The sequence below is a fragment of the Micromonospora sonchi genome (assembly GCF_014646235.1).
GTDB classification, from domain to species: Bacteria; Actinomycetota; Actinomycetes; order Mycobacteriales; family Micromonosporaceae; genus Micromonospora; species Micromonospora sonchi.
On record NZ_BMNB01000004.1, the window covers coordinates 86944 to 101941 of the forward strand.

Here is a 14998-nt window from a genome sequence, read left to right on the forward strand (position 1 = left end):
CCATGACCAGCGTCTCCGCGCACCTGAGCACCTCCGGCCCCACCGCTACGGCACCGGCCCTGACTGGATCACCCTGGAGTCGGTGGTCGGCGGCCTGGACGAAGCAGGCCGCCCAGATCACCAGCCGAGCCGACGCCACCGTCACCGTCATCCCGGCCGCCGGCGGCCCACCCGGCTTCAGCTACCCCACCGCCGCCGAAATCCACATCGACGCCGACCTCATCGCCGACCCGACCATCGCCGACCCCCGCCGACCCGCCCACCGGTCGAAGGTCCCCGTCGCCTACGGGGTCCTGCTACACGAATGCGCCCACGTCATCCACTCCACGTGGAACCCACCACCCGACGTGCCACCAGTCGTCCGGGAGGCCGCGCTCCTGCTCGAGGAATCACGCGTCGAAAGCCGCTACCGCGACACCCGCCCCCGCGACCGGCGATGGCTACGCCGCGCCATCACCCACATCATCGACCCCGCCGACACTCCCACCGACACCCTGTGGAGCGCCGCCTACGCCGCCGGACTACTCCTCGCCCGAGTCGACGCGAAGATCCTCTACCCCGCCGACGTCCGCACACCGAGACGCATGATCACCAAGGTCCTCGGCCGCAAACTGCTCAACGGGCTACGCGGCATCTGGCGGGAGGCCCAGACCGTCGGCGACACCGACACCGCCCGGATGATTGACCTCGGCGAACGCTGGTGCCGGCTGCTGGGCATCGACCCCACCGCCAGCCCGGACCTACCCGCCGACGACGCGGTCACCAGCACGATCGCGGCGGCCATCGCCGCCGCCCTCGACGCCATCCTGCACAACCCGGCCGACACGCCGGAACCCAGGAGCGGCGGGCCCCGGACCGACGTGCCCGGCATCCGCGTCGACACCGACGTGCCAATCACCTGGGCCGAACGCGCCCCCGCCGACGCCGAACGCCACGCCGCCAACCGGCTCACCGCCCTGCTACGCCGCGCCCGCCACCGCGAACCCGCCCGCACCCGAGAACCCAGCACCGCACCGCCCGGACGGCTGCGCACCTGCGCTGCGGTCACCCTCGCCGCCCAACGCGCCAGCGGCGCCTCCCCCACCGCCCAGCCCTGGCAGCGCACCGTCCGCCGGCCGGTCCCCGACCCGGAACTGACCGTCGGCATCCTCATCGACGCCTCCGGCTCGATGACCGACTTCGCGAAACCCATGTCCTCCGCGGCGTGGATCGTCGCCCAAGCGGCCACCCGCGCCGGAGCGACCACCGCCACCCTCGCCTACGGCGACCGGATCACCGTGCTCATCCCACCTGGCCGCCGACCCACCACCGTCCGCGACATGCACGCCGACGCCGGCACCGAACGGTTCGTCGAAGCCTGCGCCGAAGCCGAACGGCTCCTGCACCTGTCCACCCCCGGCACCGCACGGCTGCTCGTCGTCGTCTCCGACGGCCACTACGTCAACCCCGACGAAAGCCAAGCCACCATCACCCGACTCCACCACACCGGCTGCGCCGTCCTGTGGCTCGCACCTGCCAACAAAAGCTGGCCGGCTCGCACGTACGAGCACACCACCACCGTCACCGTTGACGACCCCACCACCTGCGTCAACCTCATCGGCCACGCCGCCATCGACGCCCTGAACAGGGCCTAAACCCGGCGGGATTGGCTCCCGACCACACGCCGGGAGCCAATCCCGCCGGCCCACCGGGTCCGCCGCTGAATCCCCCGCACGCCCCGAAACGGAGAGCAGCATGCCCGACAGCGACATCACCCCTCCCCGATGTGGATCCCCGCCGACGCGACAACCTCGCCGGCTTCGTCACCGACCGACAGGCCGCTGCGCGGTGGCACCCTTCCCCGAGACCCCACACCCCGCGCTGGTCCTGCCGACGGACCGAGCCGCCGGAATCGAGCCCCGATGAACCCGACGCGCACCGCAGCCGACAAGGCGCGGCCGGTAGTCGCCATCGACGTCGACGGCGTCCTCAACCCCGACCACCCACGGCGGCGCGAACGTTTGGGCCCGATACCCGGCCTGCCCCGAGAACACGTCCTTCTCACTGACTGACGCCATGGGGCCCGCAGCCCAGATGCCACACGGAGCGTCACTGCCCGTGATGCCCGGACCTGCCACGATCCGCCTCCCGCTACCGCACTGACGATTATGCCGCAGGAGCGGGGCGAATACCGGATTGGGCCGGCTCAGGCCGTCACGCCTGCGCTCCGGCGATGTCCGGAGACCAACTTCGCGCCATCCGGGTGGGGCCGGCCGCGCGAGACCCAGAATCAGCCCGGCGACTGTCCATGACAGCGCCGCCGATGCCACGCCCAGCTCGACGAGGTAGATCGGCGGCGTCCGGGGTGGGCTGAGCGGGTAGACGCTCAGCCAACCCTCGGGCCTTGAGTAGGAAACCGGTCCCTTTTGCGTTTTTCGGGCCGGTGTCGGTGCACGAGTTTCATTGCACAGCCAGGTACGCCAGAAGTACACAGGCCGAGTTGTCTGCCGCTTCGGCTCCGTCGGCGACTTGCGAACGGAGCAGCCCTATATTCTACTCACGCTGGGTTACCAGTCGAGTCGGTTCGGGCGAGCGGATCGCGACTACTCCGTGCGTTCACGAGGACGTTCGGTTGGCCGGGAACTTGACCCTGAGTGGCACACTTCATCGCGATGGATCCGTTGGGGAATCTCGGCCGCAACAACCGGTGCTGGTGCGGTGAGCCGCGTAAGTACAAGGCCTGCCACGGGCGTCACTATCCACCGTCCACGCCAGGTCAGCCGATCGGCCACCCTGATGACGAAGACCGCGTCTGGCTGTCACCGACCACCGCCATGGCCCGCAATGCCCTGCGCCAACCGAGCACCGGCATCCCGTACGTCCTGCCGCTTGGTCGACCCCAGACCCGCCCGATCGACGTCGATCCGGCCGTCCAAGCCCTCCTCGACGCACCCCGGCTCACCACACAACCGTTGCCGGTCCTCGGCAAACACCGCTTCGAGGTCTTCGATCACACCGGACACGACCGCGCCGCCCTCACTGATGGCATCGTCGGTATCGCCGTCGCCGTTGCTCAAGCCCTAACCGAACTCAACTTCCAGCACGAACATCGGCCGACCATCCTGTGGAATGACGAGGTCGACGCCGACCGCCTTCTCGGCCAGACGCTCCTGTTCGCCGACCATGTCTGCGTTCCCGACCACGTCTTCGCCGCCATCATCGCGGGCCGCGACGACAACGCGATCCACGACGCCATCGCCGAACAACGCCGTCTTCGCCCACTCATCGAAGCCGGCGTCATCGTCCCCGTTCCCGAAGCACTCGGCATCGCCGCGCGGGTCGACGCCGCCAATACGCTGACGCAACGGGACCTGCAGCGTCGCGACCTTACCGACTGGATTCGCAGCCAACTCATCGTCGAAGGTCCGACTGCCCGCGAAGCCATGTTCATCAACACGATCGACGATCGCGACTCACCGCAGATGTGGCTCTACTCCCGGCAAACGGTCTTCGACGAAGACTCCGACGGCAGAAGCACCTTCACATCCCGCCTCCCCGGCATGTACGACCCCGCCCACGACTACGAACCGTGGAAACAGCAGAACCTCGATAAGGCCGTTGGGTGGCACCTACGGCGTGCCAACGAACGACTCGTCACCGGCGAGGTCTTCACCGCCGACTACCTCACCACCTCACCGTTCCAGGCTCGGCTCCTCGCCCGGAAAGGCGTGCTACCCGATCAGCCGATCCACGCCGCGGTCTGGGCCGACATCCCCATTCTGCCCACCGCCGACCCCGCCACCCTGGCGCGTGCTGCCGCCGAAGAAGAAGCCGTCGAAGACCTCCGCCAGAAGGTCCGAAACGCCCTCCGCGGCGCCCGCGACCTCGGCACCGGTGCCGACGCTCTCACTGCTCTCGGTGAAGAGCTCGCTCACGCCAGTCGGCAACTCCAACGCACCGTCCGCACCGAACGCCGCTGGAAGGTCATGGTCCCCGCCGTCACAGGGCTCGGGGCCATCGCGCTCGGAGCCGCTGGCGGCCTCCCCGCCATCGCCTCCGGCGCGCTCGGTGCCGCCGGCGGTCTTGTCCCGTACTTTGCTGACAGGTCGGGCCGCCGACGCAACGCTGCCTACCTGTTCTACCTAGCCAGCCGAACCCGCCGACCTGGGCGTTGATAGCCACGCACCAGCCGGCTTAAGCAACTCGGCTCACTAATCCGCTCATCGGCCAGATCCCCACATCGACGACCAGATGGCTCAGCCGACCCGTCGCGCAATGTCACCGATCTGGATTGCCGCGAAGTCGAGGGGCCAGTCGCCGTGCGTAGGTCGACATCGGCGCGTACGTAGTGACGCCGCACTAACGCTGTAATCGGACATCTATGCCGGCAGGCCGGTCGTCGTGGTGCCTGTTGACATCACTCGCTCTGGCTGTTCGGTCGTGCGGGGCCGGGGCGTCGCCGTGTGCGTTCCCTGGCGATTCCCGGTCGTCGGGGGTAGTCCGGTGGCAGGTAGCGGTAGACCGAGCGCAGCGACTTGCCGATCTTCTCGGCGAGTCGTTCAGGCTCGATGTTTGGTTCTCGGCGCAGCCAGTAGGCCACTGCCTGCGCGGTTGCCGTGGGCACCTCCGAGTCCCTGTCGTCGTCCTCGTCGTCGAGAGAAGCGTCCTGATCGTCGTCTGTCTCGTCGTCGCTGGTGCCGTCGGTGGCGTTGTCGGTTCGGCCGGTGCCGGTGAACTCCTCAGGCTGAAGTTCGCCCGTCGGTGGGCCAGCGTCGTCCTGGCTCTGTGCACCGTGACCGCCGTGAGGGGCGGGCTCGGGGTTCCGAACGGGCGCTGGCTTCTGTTCTCGCGGGGGGATGGCTGGCGGGTTTGGCTGGGGCTGGGCCGATGTTGGGTGGGGCGTCGGGATCGCGGCGGCGGGGGCCTCTCGTCGGGGCCAGCGGCGCCGGCGGTGGCCGGCTCTGGTGGCGGTGGTGATCCTTTCTGGGGCGAGGTCGGCGGCGAGGAGCGCGGTTAGTTCGTTGTAGTCGGCGGTGGCGGCGAGGCGGGTCGCGATCTCGTTGAGGTCGTACACGCGTACGGCGATGTCGGCGGTGGTGGGGTCCACGGCGGCGCGGATCTTGCGGTGAAGGACGGTGGCGATGGCGGCGTCGCGGCGTTCCCGGGCGATCGCGGCGCGGGCGGCTGTCATGGATTCGTACAGGTCGAGGCCGTCGGCTTTGGCGATCGCCCGGGACCGTGAGGTGATGACGGGGTGGCGGATCCAGTGGCCGAACACCTCGTAGGCGGGCGGGGTGGGTGGCAGGTCTCCGGTCGCGCGGAGCCGATCGCGGCGCTGGTTGCCGGCGTGCATAAGCCAGACGAGGTAGCCGAGGGCGGACATGCCGGCGTAGAAGCCGCCGACGAGGTGGTCGGGGTGGACGATCCAGTTGAAGGCCACGGCTCCGGCGGCGATCGCGGCGGACAGGATCCGGGCGGCGATCGCCCGTTCGCCGAGGCGGCGGCGTACGTCGGCGTTGGCCATCACCACCACGCCGCCGAGTTCGAGGGCGGCGACGGCCGGGACCGCGACGATCACCGAGATGCCGAGTGTCTGGACGGCACCGGTGACCTGCCCGACGAGGGCGACCAGCAGCACCAGGACGTAGAAGGCCATCCGCATCTGCGCGGTGCGACGCACGGCGTTGACAAGGTCGGCGTCGAGCGCGTCGCGGGTCATCGGGGTGCTGGTGCGGCTGCCCGGCGCCAGCTGCCCGCCGGTTCGCGGCGGGGTGGGGCTGGTGGTGGTGGGCATGGATGTCGGCGGTGCGGTGCCGTTGCGGCGGCCGTTCGCCGCGTACGGGCCGCCGCCGCTGGTGTGGGCGGGGTCGTCGGGCGGCCGGTGGTGGGTCGCCTCGGGTGCCGCCGCAGGGTGCGGTGTCACGGGTGCCGTCCGGTGTCTCGGGGGTTGGGCTGACCGGCGGGGCGCTGCCGCAGGCCGGCGATGAGCCGGTCGGCGAGTGCGACGGTGTCGTCGCTGGGTTCGGCGTCGATCTCTTCGAGCCGGTGGGTGAGGGTGCGGCGCAGGGCGCGGATCTCGTCGAGGTGTCCCAGCGCGGCGTGGGCGCGCATCGCCTGCTGGTAGACGGGTTCGGCGTACGGGTCGTGGCGGATCGCGGCGTGCAGCACCGTGAGGGCTTCGGTGGGGTCGTCGGTCGCGGCGGCGAGGGCGAGGTGCGCGTCGAGGGCTTGGCGGCGGATGCCCTCGCGGTGGGCTTCGATCCATTCGTAGTCGAAGCCGTCGGCGAGTGCGCCGCCGTAGGCGTCGACGGCGCAGCGCAGCGCGGCGATCCGCTCGGCGTCGTCGCGGGCGCGCTCGGCGTAGCGCAGGGCGTCGCGCATCCGCCACAGGTCGGTGTCGAACGCGTCCCGTGTGAGGGCGTAGCGGCGTGACGGGTGGGTGAGGTAGGTGGCGGGTCCGCCGGTGCGGGCGAGGGTCTTGCGCAGCGCGGACACGTAGGTGTGCAGCCGGTGTGGTGCTTTCGCCGCCGGGGCCTCGGGGAGCAGGTCGTCGAGGATGCTGTCCTGTGCGGCGTCGCCGTCGTGGACGGCGAGGTAGACCAGCAGTTCGAGCGCTTTGGCCCGCAGCGGCACGGTCGTGTCCATGTCCACGATGCGGGCGCCGCCGAGTACCCGCACCTCGACCCGTCCTTCGGTGAGGGCTGGCTGCTCTTCGCCTTGTTCGGCCGAGGTGTCGCCTGCGGGAGTTGTGTGCGGCTCGGCGCGGGGCGCGACGGCGAGGGCCGACACCCCGGCGGCGGCTGGCACCGGGGTCTCGGCGCCGGCCGCTGCCTGGCCCGGCTCGGCCTGGTCGGGCTTGTCGGTGCCGGGCGTGCCGACTGACGCTGGTCGCGGGCCGTGACCGTTGGCGGGCGGCGGGGACACGGTCGGTGCGGAGGGCCGGTGTTGGCCGGTGTGCGCTTCGGCGAGCGTGGCGAGCAGGTCGATCGTTTCCGCCGGGGTGAGGACGGCCAGCCGGCCGATGTCGGCCGGGTGCGTGCCGTGGCGGGTTTCCCCGTCGGCGGGTGTGGTGGTGCCGTCGGTGTCGACGACGACGGTGTCCCCGTCGGGCCAGGGGCCAAGCAGGACGCCGTGGATGTCGAGGCGTTGTCCCTGGGCCAGGAGCGCGGCGATCCTAGCGCGTTCGTGGCTGGCCGTCGCGTCGGCGATGAGCAGGACGGGTGGTTGGGGTTCCTCGTAGGGGTCGGCGTGGCGCAGCTCGGCGATGGTGTCGACTTCGTGCTGGTAGACCAGGCGGGTGCGGTGCAGCGTCTGCGTTTCGAGGATGTCCAGGGCGTCGTCGAGGCCGCCGGTGACGGTCAGGCGGGGTGTCTCGGGCAGGGCTACGGCGGCGGCGCCCAGCAGCGTGGCGGCGGTCGCCGAGCCGATGACCACCCAGCTGCGGGCGTCGGGGTTGTCGATGCCGCCGGTGGCGAGGGCGGCGGTGAGGAAGCCCCGGCCGGCTGCCTCCGCGCCGGGTCCGGTCAGTCCGAGGCCGGCTGGTGGCCACACGGAGACCAGCGGGTTGTCCAGTGCCGGTACGACCGGCACCGGGGTGGCGGACCGCTCGTCACCGGACGATTCAGGGTCGGCCTGGCCTTCATCGTCGTCGAGGAGACGGTGATCGTGGGCGGAGGCGGTGCTGGCAGTCGTGGTGTCGGGGATGTCTGCCTGGTTGTCGTCCTCGGCTGCGTCGGCGCGCAGGCTGCGGCGGATCCGTGAGACGACGTCGGGCATGCGGTCGAGGTCGGCATCGTCGGTGCGGGTGTGGGCGCTGGGAGGTCGCGGCTGGTAGCGGCGGCGGCGGTGGGCCCACACCAGCGCGGCGGCTGCCGCGATCGCGACGGCGAGGCCGAGGTCGATCCAGCTTCCGGTGAGCAGCGCGATGCCGCTCGGACGCTCCGGTTGGGCCGACGGGCTGGTAGAGGCGGGCGCGTCGGCGGAGGTGCCGCCGGGGGTGCCGACCGGTGTGGCCGGGGCGGGGGTGGCGGGGGTGGGTTCGGTGACGCCGTCGTCGGCGGGTCGGCTGACGGTGGGGCTCGGCTGCGGCGGCGTGGTCGTGGGGTTGGCCGGCTCGCTCGCCGACGGGGCAGGTGTCGGAGCCTCTGGGGCCGCCGGTATTCCGGGTGTTTCCTCGGCCTCGGGCGGCGGCGGGGGCGCGGGGGTTGCGGGGCGGGCGGCGGCTGGTGGGACGGCGTCGTCCGGTAGTTCGAGGGTCCAGCCGGGGTGGATGAGGTGAGGGCTGGTGAACGTGCCGCCGACGGTGTCGAAGTGGGTGCCCCGGTTCAACGCCCAGATCTCCGGCCAGCGGTTGGCGTCGCCGAGCCACTCCTCGGCGATCTCGGACAGGGTGTCACCGCGCTGCACCGTGCAGGTGTAGTCCTGGCCGGCGGCGACGAGGGTTATCTGGCCGGCGGCCAGCCGCAGGGCAGGCGCTGCGGCGGCGGGCGCCTGTGTCGGGGCGGGTGCGGCAGGCACGGCCACCGCCGTCTCGGGGCCGATGTGGGACGGGGCGGTCGCGGGGGCGCGGTGTCCGGTCGCGTTGGCGGGCTCGGTGAGGGCCGGTGCCGCCTGGGCGGCGGTGGCGAGGACACCGCCGGCGACGGCGGCGACCAGGAGCGCGGCGAGTCCTCGGGCGGGTGCGATGGCTTTGGGCTGTGGCAGGCGGATGCCCGCCACGGTTTCGGCGATCTCGGCGATCAGCGACCAGATGAACGCCGCCCACGCGATCCAGAGCAGGCACACGACGGCGTTGCCGAGCATGCTGTCGGTCAACGGTGAGGTGAGGGCGACGCCGACGTCCGACCAGGTGGGAACCTGGCGGGGCAGTGGCCAGCCGACGTAGCGCACGAGCGCGTACGGCACGCCGGCGGTGAGCAGCGCCAGGAACCCGAGTCCGGCCAGCCGGCGGGCGGTGGCGGCGAGGAATGCGAACACTGGGTCTCCCGGTCGTGCGAGGCGGCTCTGGTCAGGAGGGTGCGGTGACGCCGGTCAGCGGGGTGGCGGTCGCGGTCGCGGACACCGGCAGACCGGTGATCCCGACGATGGTGAGAAGTTGTGTCTTCCGGGTGGCGGTGATGGCGACGGTGACGGTGGTGGTGGACGCGGACACCGTGACCTGCCCGTCGGCGGCGGCCTGCTGGGCGAAGGCCCGCGCCGCGGCAGCGGCCTGGGCGGGCTGGAGTTGGATGGCGCCGGTGGCCCGGTAGGTGGCGAGGTCGATCTCGCGGGCGCCGGCCCGGGCGGCGGCCTGCGCGACGTCGAGCAGCCGGACCTTGTCCGACATGCCCAGGCCGAGGTCGAGAACTAGGCCGGCGAGGACCAGGACGATGACGACGCCGACGATGGTCCACGGGGTGACCTGGCCGCGGTCGTCCCGCCGGGCCCGCTCCAGGCGGGTGCGTAGGCGGCTCACGGGGTCGACCCGATGTACCGGTCGACGGGCTGCGACGAGGTGCCCGACAGGGTCACCGACCCGGGCAGTCCCAGGCCGAACAGGTCCTCCAGGTGCACGGTGCACACCACGGTGGCCGAGACCACGCCACCCGGGACCAGACCGCCGCTGCTGATCGACGTGCTGTGCGGGCGGCAGGTCATCTTCCGGCCCTGCAGGGTAGCGGCCGCGGCGTCCCTGCCGCCGGCGACGGCTGCGGCGGGGGTACGGGCCAGGGATGCCTGGCGGGCCGCCGCCGCGGCGGCGGCGTTCACATCGCTGTCGGCGGATGCCAACCGCAGGCAGGCGACGACCGCAAGCGCAGCGAGGACCATCAGCGGCACGTAGGTCAGGGCGATCTCGGTGCTCACCGAACCCTCGTCACCGCGCAACACGGCCAACCGTCCGACCGGCGGCCGGACGGTGTCGGCGGGCGCCTTACGCGTCTTCACCGGCGGTCTCCGCCGGCTGCGGCGAGGCCGAGGGTGTCGAGGTCCGGGCGGAACCGCTCGACCGGCGCGGACACCGTCGTCGACACGGACAGGGACAGGAACGGCACGATCTGGGGTGCGGTGGCCGTGATCTGGACGGTCGCGGCGTCGGCGGTGCGGGTCACCGCGATCCGCCGGTCGCTGACGAGACTGCCGGCGACCTGGGTGAGCACAATGTCGGCGTCCGCGCGACCGGCCGCGGTCGTGCCGCCCTCGATCCGGGTGGTCTGCAACGCATGGTTCGCCGCGTGCTGCAGGGCGAGCTGAGCCACGCCCCAGGTCGCGAACTGCACCCCCAGCAGGACGAGCAGCATCAGCAGCGGGGCGTAGAGCACCACCTCGGTGGTGACCGACCCCCGGTCACCACCGAGCCGGCGGCGTCTGGTGTGGCGTCCGGTGCTCATGGCTACAGGGTGATGCCGGTGATCTTGGTGATGATCTTCGATTGGAAGATCGCGTACACGGCGGCGACGAGCAGGACCAGGAACGCGATCCACAGCACCTTCTCCGTGGTCTCGGAACCGCGGTCCTTCGATTCGCGTAGGCGGTGGATCCGGTCGGTGAGGGTGAGGTGGACAAGGGTCAGGAGGGCGAGTGCTCTGGGCACGAGGGGTGCTCCTTCGGTGCGATTCTGTTCGATTTTGTGCAGTTTTAGAAGGTGTCGATGGCGGCGACCGCCGGGTAGAGGAGGAAGATCATGTAGCCGATCGCGAGGAGCATCACCGGCATGCTCATGCGTTCGGTGGCGGAGTTGGCCTTGGCCTCCAGGGCGTTGGCCTGGTGGGCGCGCATGGTGGCGGCGCGGATGCCCAGCGAGGTGCGGATCCGGGCCCCCTCGGCGCCGGCGAGGCTCATCGTGGCCGCGAGTTCCTGCAGCTCGACGACTCCGGTGTCTTCGCCGAGTTGACCGAGGGACTGCCAGGGCGGGACTCGCAGCAGCCGGGAGGTCGCCACCGCCCGGTTCAGCCGGTTGGCGGCCCAGCCGTTGGTGTCGGCGCAGGCGTCGTCGAGGGCCTGTTCCAGGCCGGCGCCGCCGGCCAGGGAGATGACGACCAGGTCGAGAACCGCGGACAGGGCGTAGCGGAGCTCGTCGCGGCGGCGCTGTGCCTCGGCATGCACGGTGGTCTCGGCCAGCCACCACCCCCCGACGCCGCCGGCCAGGGACACCCACAGCGGAACCTGGGCGCCGAAGGTCGTGCCGCCGGAGGCGAGCAGCGCCATCACGACGGGCGGGAGCAGCAGCCCGGCCAGGACCGCGAGGGTCTGGTCCGCCAGGTGCACGGCTACGGGCCGTTCCAGGACCGCCAGGTCCGCCCGGGTGCGGGGCCGTGGCAGCCCGAAGGCCCGCCACGGGGTGGACAGCACCCGGGTACGCCACGGCAGCGGATCGGCGGCCGGCGCGGGCGGGCGACGCAGGGCGTCGAGTGCCCGCGCGAGCGACGGGCGGGCCGGCCGCAGGCCAGTGGCGATGAGCAGCAACCCGAACCCGGCGACCGCGCCCGCGGTCAGGACACTGCCGGTCATGACGACGTCCGTGGCGCGCTGAGGATGCGAGGCGGCTGGGGAATCCGCGAGGCGCGGGCCAGCCACCAGAACCCGCCGACGAAGACGCCACCGACCGCCAGCAGGACCAGCTGCCCGGTGAGCGTGCTGTACGGGGCGAGGAAACCGCGGTTGAGCAGGATCAGGCCGGCGACCATCACCACACAGGTGCCGGTGATGACCCGCGCCGCCGTGCGGGTCGTGGCCCGCGTGGTGGCGACCCGCATCCGGATCTGCGCCTGCTCCCGGGCGGTCGCGGCCAGGCTCGTCAGGCTTTCAGTGAGCTGCCCGCCGTGGTAGCCGGCTGCCTGCTGCAACGCCCGCACCACCAGGTCGGCGGTCGGGTCGGCCAGCTCGTCGGCGAGCACCCGCAACGCCTCAGGCAGCCGCACCCCGGTGCGGACGGCGTCGGCCAGGCGCTGCACCTGCGCGCGGATCGGCGCCGGGGTGACCGGCGCGGTCACGGTGATCGCCTGCTCCAACCCGGCCGCCGAGGACAGGGTGTCGCGCAGCAGCTCGGCCCACGTCGCGACCGCCTCGATCCGCGCCAGGGACCGGTGGTGTTCCCGGTCCGGGCCGAGCACACGGGGCAGCGTCCAGACCGCCACGGCGGTGAGCAGCGCGGCCACCGGCCAGCGAGTCAGCACGGCGGCGGCGAACCCGCCGACGACGGCGGCGACCGCACGGGTCCGGTCCGCCGACGTCCACACCCGGCGGGCTGGCCGCGACGGCGTCGAACCGGCAGGGCGGCGACGCAGCCCGTCGATGATCATCATCAGGCCTGCGGCGCAGGCCAGCCCGAGCAGAATCGGCCCCACCGCTACCACCGGTCCTTCGCCAGGAGGTCCGGGTCCAGGCCGGCGGCGGCCAGCTCGTCGAGGGTGTCGGCGCGCATCGGCGCCGCCGGCACCGCCCGGCCGTCGCGGGCCGGCCGGTAGATCTCGTTGCTGGGCACCTGGGTGCCGTCGGTTTCCAGGACCTGCCGGATCGAGGACACCACCCGGGTGCCGTCGGTCGCGGTCGCCAGGTGGATCACGAAGTCGACGGCCTGGCCGATGAGCATGTTCGCCGCGTCGAACGGGTACCGCTCCGGGGCCTGCATCACGTAGGTCGCCAGCCGGGTCAACGCCTGCTTGCTGGACGAAGCATGCAGGGTGCACATGCTGCCGTCGTTGCCCTGCGACATCGCCATCAGCATCGGCACCGCCTCGGCGCCACGGGACTCCCCGACGATCACCCGGTCCGGGCGCATCCGCAGCCCCCACCGCACCATCGTGGCCATGTCGATTCCACCGACACCTTCGAGGTTCGGCTCCCGCTGCTGCAACGCGGTCGTGTTGGGATGCTGGTCGGCGTCCTCGTCCAAACCCAGCTCATAGGCGTCCTCGACCGTGACGATCCGCTCCAACGGGCTCATCGCCCCCGCCGCAGCACGCAACAGCGTGGTTTTGCCCGCGCCGGTGCCGCCACTGATGACCAGGTTCTTGCGAGCCCGGACCAGGGCGGCGATCAGCTCCCGCAGACCCAGGGTCAGCTCCCCGCGCCGCACCAGGTCATCGAGAGTGACCCTGCGCAGCACGTTGCGGCGGATCGACAGGCTCGGCCTCTTGCTGACCGCCATGACCGCGAACAACCGCTGCCCACCCGGCAACCGCAGCGACAACCCCGGCGAGCCCCGGTCGAAGCGCCGCTCCTCCTGACCGCTGCGCGCGGCGGCGACCCGCACCAACCCGATCAGGTCCTCATCGGAGGCGGCCACCGCGGCCACCCGCTCCACCCGGCCCCCCGTGGTCCGGATCCACACGTTGTCACAGCCGTTGACGAAGATGTCCTCGACGTCCGGGTCGTCGACCAACCGCTGCAACCCGCCCAACCCGGTGAAGCTGTCCCGCAGCGCCCGGGCGACCGCCGCCTCGACCTGCGGCGTCAGCGGTGTCCGGCCCGCCGCGATGTCCGCCTGCGCGTTGCCGGCCAACTCCTCGGCGATGTACCCGGCGATCAGCGCGTTGCGCTGCGCCTCGGCCAGTTCCGCACCCCGCTGGGCGAGACGGTCGCTGACCCGCCCCCGTAGCCTGGCGACGACATCCGGCGGCGCGGCGATCCCACCGGCAGGGCTCGGCACCGTCATCGGGACACCACCTCCACACCCGCAGCGTCACGGGCGTGCGGCACCCGCTGCCGCACCGTCGCGGCCAAGTCCCGCAACGCCCGCACCAGCGGCGTGCGATGCCAGGTCCGGCCGGTCAACCTGCCGCTGAGCACTCCCGCGCCGCGCGGGTCGCTGGGCAACTCCGCCCACACCGGAACCGCGAGCCTGCCCTCGATCTCCGCCGCCCCGTACGGGCCCTTGCCGACCAACGCCAACCCGACCCGGTCGGCACTCACCACGTCCCGCAAGGCGGTCAGGCGGGAGTCGAGGTGGTCCAGGTACTCCGTCGTCGGCGCCACCACCAGCACCACGGCGTCCGCCACCGCCAGGAGGTCCACCGCCGGGCTTGCCAGGTAGAGCCGTCCCACGTCCACGACCACCGTCGGCGCGAGACCCCGCAGCACGGTGCCCGCATGGCGGGCGAGCACACCGACCGACCCGGCCGCGACGTCAGCAGATCCGGGCGCCACCACCACGTCGACCCCCAACGGGAGCCGCTGCACATGCTCGCCGAGCACCCCCACGCCCCCGTGCCGGGCCGCCGCCGCCAACGACGCCAACCCCGGCTGCTGCGCGAGCCCGAACCGGGCCGCGAAAACCCCGCCCGACGGGTCCGACTCCACAAGCAGCGTCTCGGGCTGCGCCCAGCCCGCCGCCAAACCCACCGCGACCGTCGACACTCCCGGCGACCCGGACACCGACGCGCACACCACCAACATCTGGCTCACCCCTGCGGCCCGAGCTGCACCAACGACACGTCACCCGACGCCGACGCGACCGCCTCGGCGGTGTCCGCCGCCAACAACAGGGTCACCAGTTGGCTGCCGACCTGGTCGGCGCCGGCCTCGACCGACACCACCGTGGCCACGCCACGGCGCACCCCGGCCACCGAGTTCGGTCCCGTACTGCTGCCCGGCTGCGGCACCGGCTGCCCGGCGGTCACCGCCGGCACCACCAGCACCACCACCCGCGCTCCCGCCGCCAGCCCGGCCGGGGCACGACCCGGCTTCACCGGCAACGCGATCACCGCCTGCCCGGCCGGCGGCCACGCCACCGGCCCCACCTGCTCCGCCGTCAACAGGCTGCCCGCCGCGAGAGGCACCACCGCACTGCGACCCACCCACTGACTGCGCTCACCGGCCGGCAGCAACGCCAAACCGGAGGCGTTCGCGACCCGCACCACCCGCAGGTCCGCGTCCGCGATCACCTGCCCGGCCGACACCGGCCGCGCCACCGCCAGGTACGACTGGTCCGCGTTGACCCGCAGGTCCACCTGCCAGAACACCACCACCGTGGCCAGGACCAACAAGGCTCCCAGAACCACCCGACGGCTGCTGCGACGTCCCGGCCGCGACGGCACCGCCG

Annotated in this window: 13 protein-coding genes; 2 read left to right on the forward strand and 11 right to left on the reverse strand. The window is 72.2% G+C overall.

Features of this window, described 5'->3' with window-relative positions:
* Positions 1–2: 2 nt before the first annotated feature.
* Both IEY61_RS06010 and IEY61_RS06015 read left to right on the forward strand, forming a co-directional pair.
* Positions 3–1634: a VWA domain-containing protein gene (locus IEY61_RS06010; RefSeq protein ID WP_189041381.1), complete on the forward strand. Its 1632-nt coding sequence runs from the start codon at positions 3–5 to the stop codon at positions 1632–1634.
* A gap of 999 nt (positions 1635–2633) precedes the next feature.
* Positions 2634–4154, forward strand: a complete 1521-nt coding sequence (locus IEY61_RS06015; RefSeq protein WP_189041384.1) for an SEC-C domain-containing protein — start codon at positions 2634–2636, stop codon at positions 4152–4154.
* Positions 4155–4396: 242 nt separating this feature from the next.
* Here IEY61_RS06015 and IEY61_RS06020 read toward each other — a convergent pair whose 3' ends face one another.
* From IEY61_RS06020 to IEY61_RS06070, 11 genes are all read right to left on the reverse strand, one after another.
* On the reverse strand, positions 4397–5902 hold the full coding sequence (locus IEY61_RS06020; RefSeq protein WP_189041386.1) for a hypothetical protein: 1506 nt from the start codon (positions 5900–5902) through the stop codon (positions 4397–4399).
* Positions 5899–8955: a BTAD domain-containing putative transcriptional regulator gene (locus tag IEY61_RS06025; RefSeq protein ID WP_189041388.1), complete on the reverse strand. Its 3057-nt coding sequence runs from the start codon at positions 8953–8955 to the stop codon at positions 5899–5901. Before IEY61_RS06025 ends, IEY61_RS06020 begins: the two co-directional genes overlap by 4 nt.
* 31 nt (positions 8956–8986) lie before the next feature.
* Positions 8987–9433, reverse strand: coding sequence for a pilus assembly protein TadG-related protein (locus tag IEY61_RS06030; protein WP_189041390.1), 447 nt, complete (start codon positions 9431–9433; stop codon positions 8987–8989).
* On the reverse strand, positions 9430–9810 hold the full coding sequence (locus IEY61_RS06035) for a hypothetical protein (protein ID WP_308424552.1): 381 nt from the start codon (positions 9808–9810) through the stop codon (positions 9430–9432). Before IEY61_RS06035 ends, IEY61_RS06030 begins: the two co-directional genes overlap by 4 nt.
* 89 nt (positions 9811–9899) lie before the next feature.
* Positions 9900–10346 carry a TadE/TadG family type IV pilus assembly protein gene (locus IEY61_RS06040; RefSeq protein WP_189041392.1) on the reverse strand — a complete coding sequence of 149 codons (447 nt, stop codon included), beginning with the start codon at positions 10344–10346 and terminating at the stop codon, positions 9900–9902.
* A gap of 2 nt (positions 10347–10348) precedes the next feature.
* On the reverse strand, positions 10349–10549 hold the full coding sequence (locus tag IEY61_RS06045) for a hypothetical protein (protein ID WP_189041393.1): 201 nt from the start codon (positions 10547–10549) through the stop codon (positions 10349–10351).
* 44 nt (positions 10550–10593) lie between these two features.
* Complete coding sequence (locus tag IEY61_RS06050) at positions 10594–11466, reverse strand: type II secretion system F family protein (protein WP_189041394.1); 873 nt, start codon at positions 11464–11466, stop codon at positions 10594–10596.
* The gene (locus IEY61_RS06055; RefSeq protein WP_189041395.1) at positions 11463–12302 is read right to left on the reverse strand and encodes a type II secretion system F family protein; all 840 of its coding nucleotides are present in this window, start codon (positions 12300–12302) and stop codon (positions 11463–11465) included. Before IEY61_RS06055 ends, IEY61_RS06050 begins: the two co-directional genes overlap by 4 nt.
* A gap of 2 nt (positions 12303–12304) precedes the next feature.
* Positions 12305–13612, reverse strand: a complete 1308-nt coding sequence (locus tag IEY61_RS06060) for a TadA family conjugal transfer-associated ATPase (RefSeq protein WP_189041396.1) — start codon at positions 13610–13612, stop codon at positions 12305–12307.
* Positions 13609–14352: a CpaE/TadZ family protein gene (locus tag IEY61_RS06065; protein WP_229705716.1), complete on the reverse strand. Its 744-nt coding sequence runs from the start codon at positions 14350–14352 to the stop codon at positions 13609–13611. Before IEY61_RS06065 ends, IEY61_RS06060 begins: the two co-directional genes overlap by 4 nt.
* Positions 14353–14357: 5 nt before the next feature.
* Positions 14358–14957: an SAF domain-containing protein gene (locus IEY61_RS06070; RefSeq protein ID WP_189041398.1), complete on the reverse strand. Its 600-nt coding sequence runs from the start codon at positions 14955–14957 to the stop codon at positions 14358–14360.
* Positions 14958–14998 lie beyond the last annotated feature (41 nt).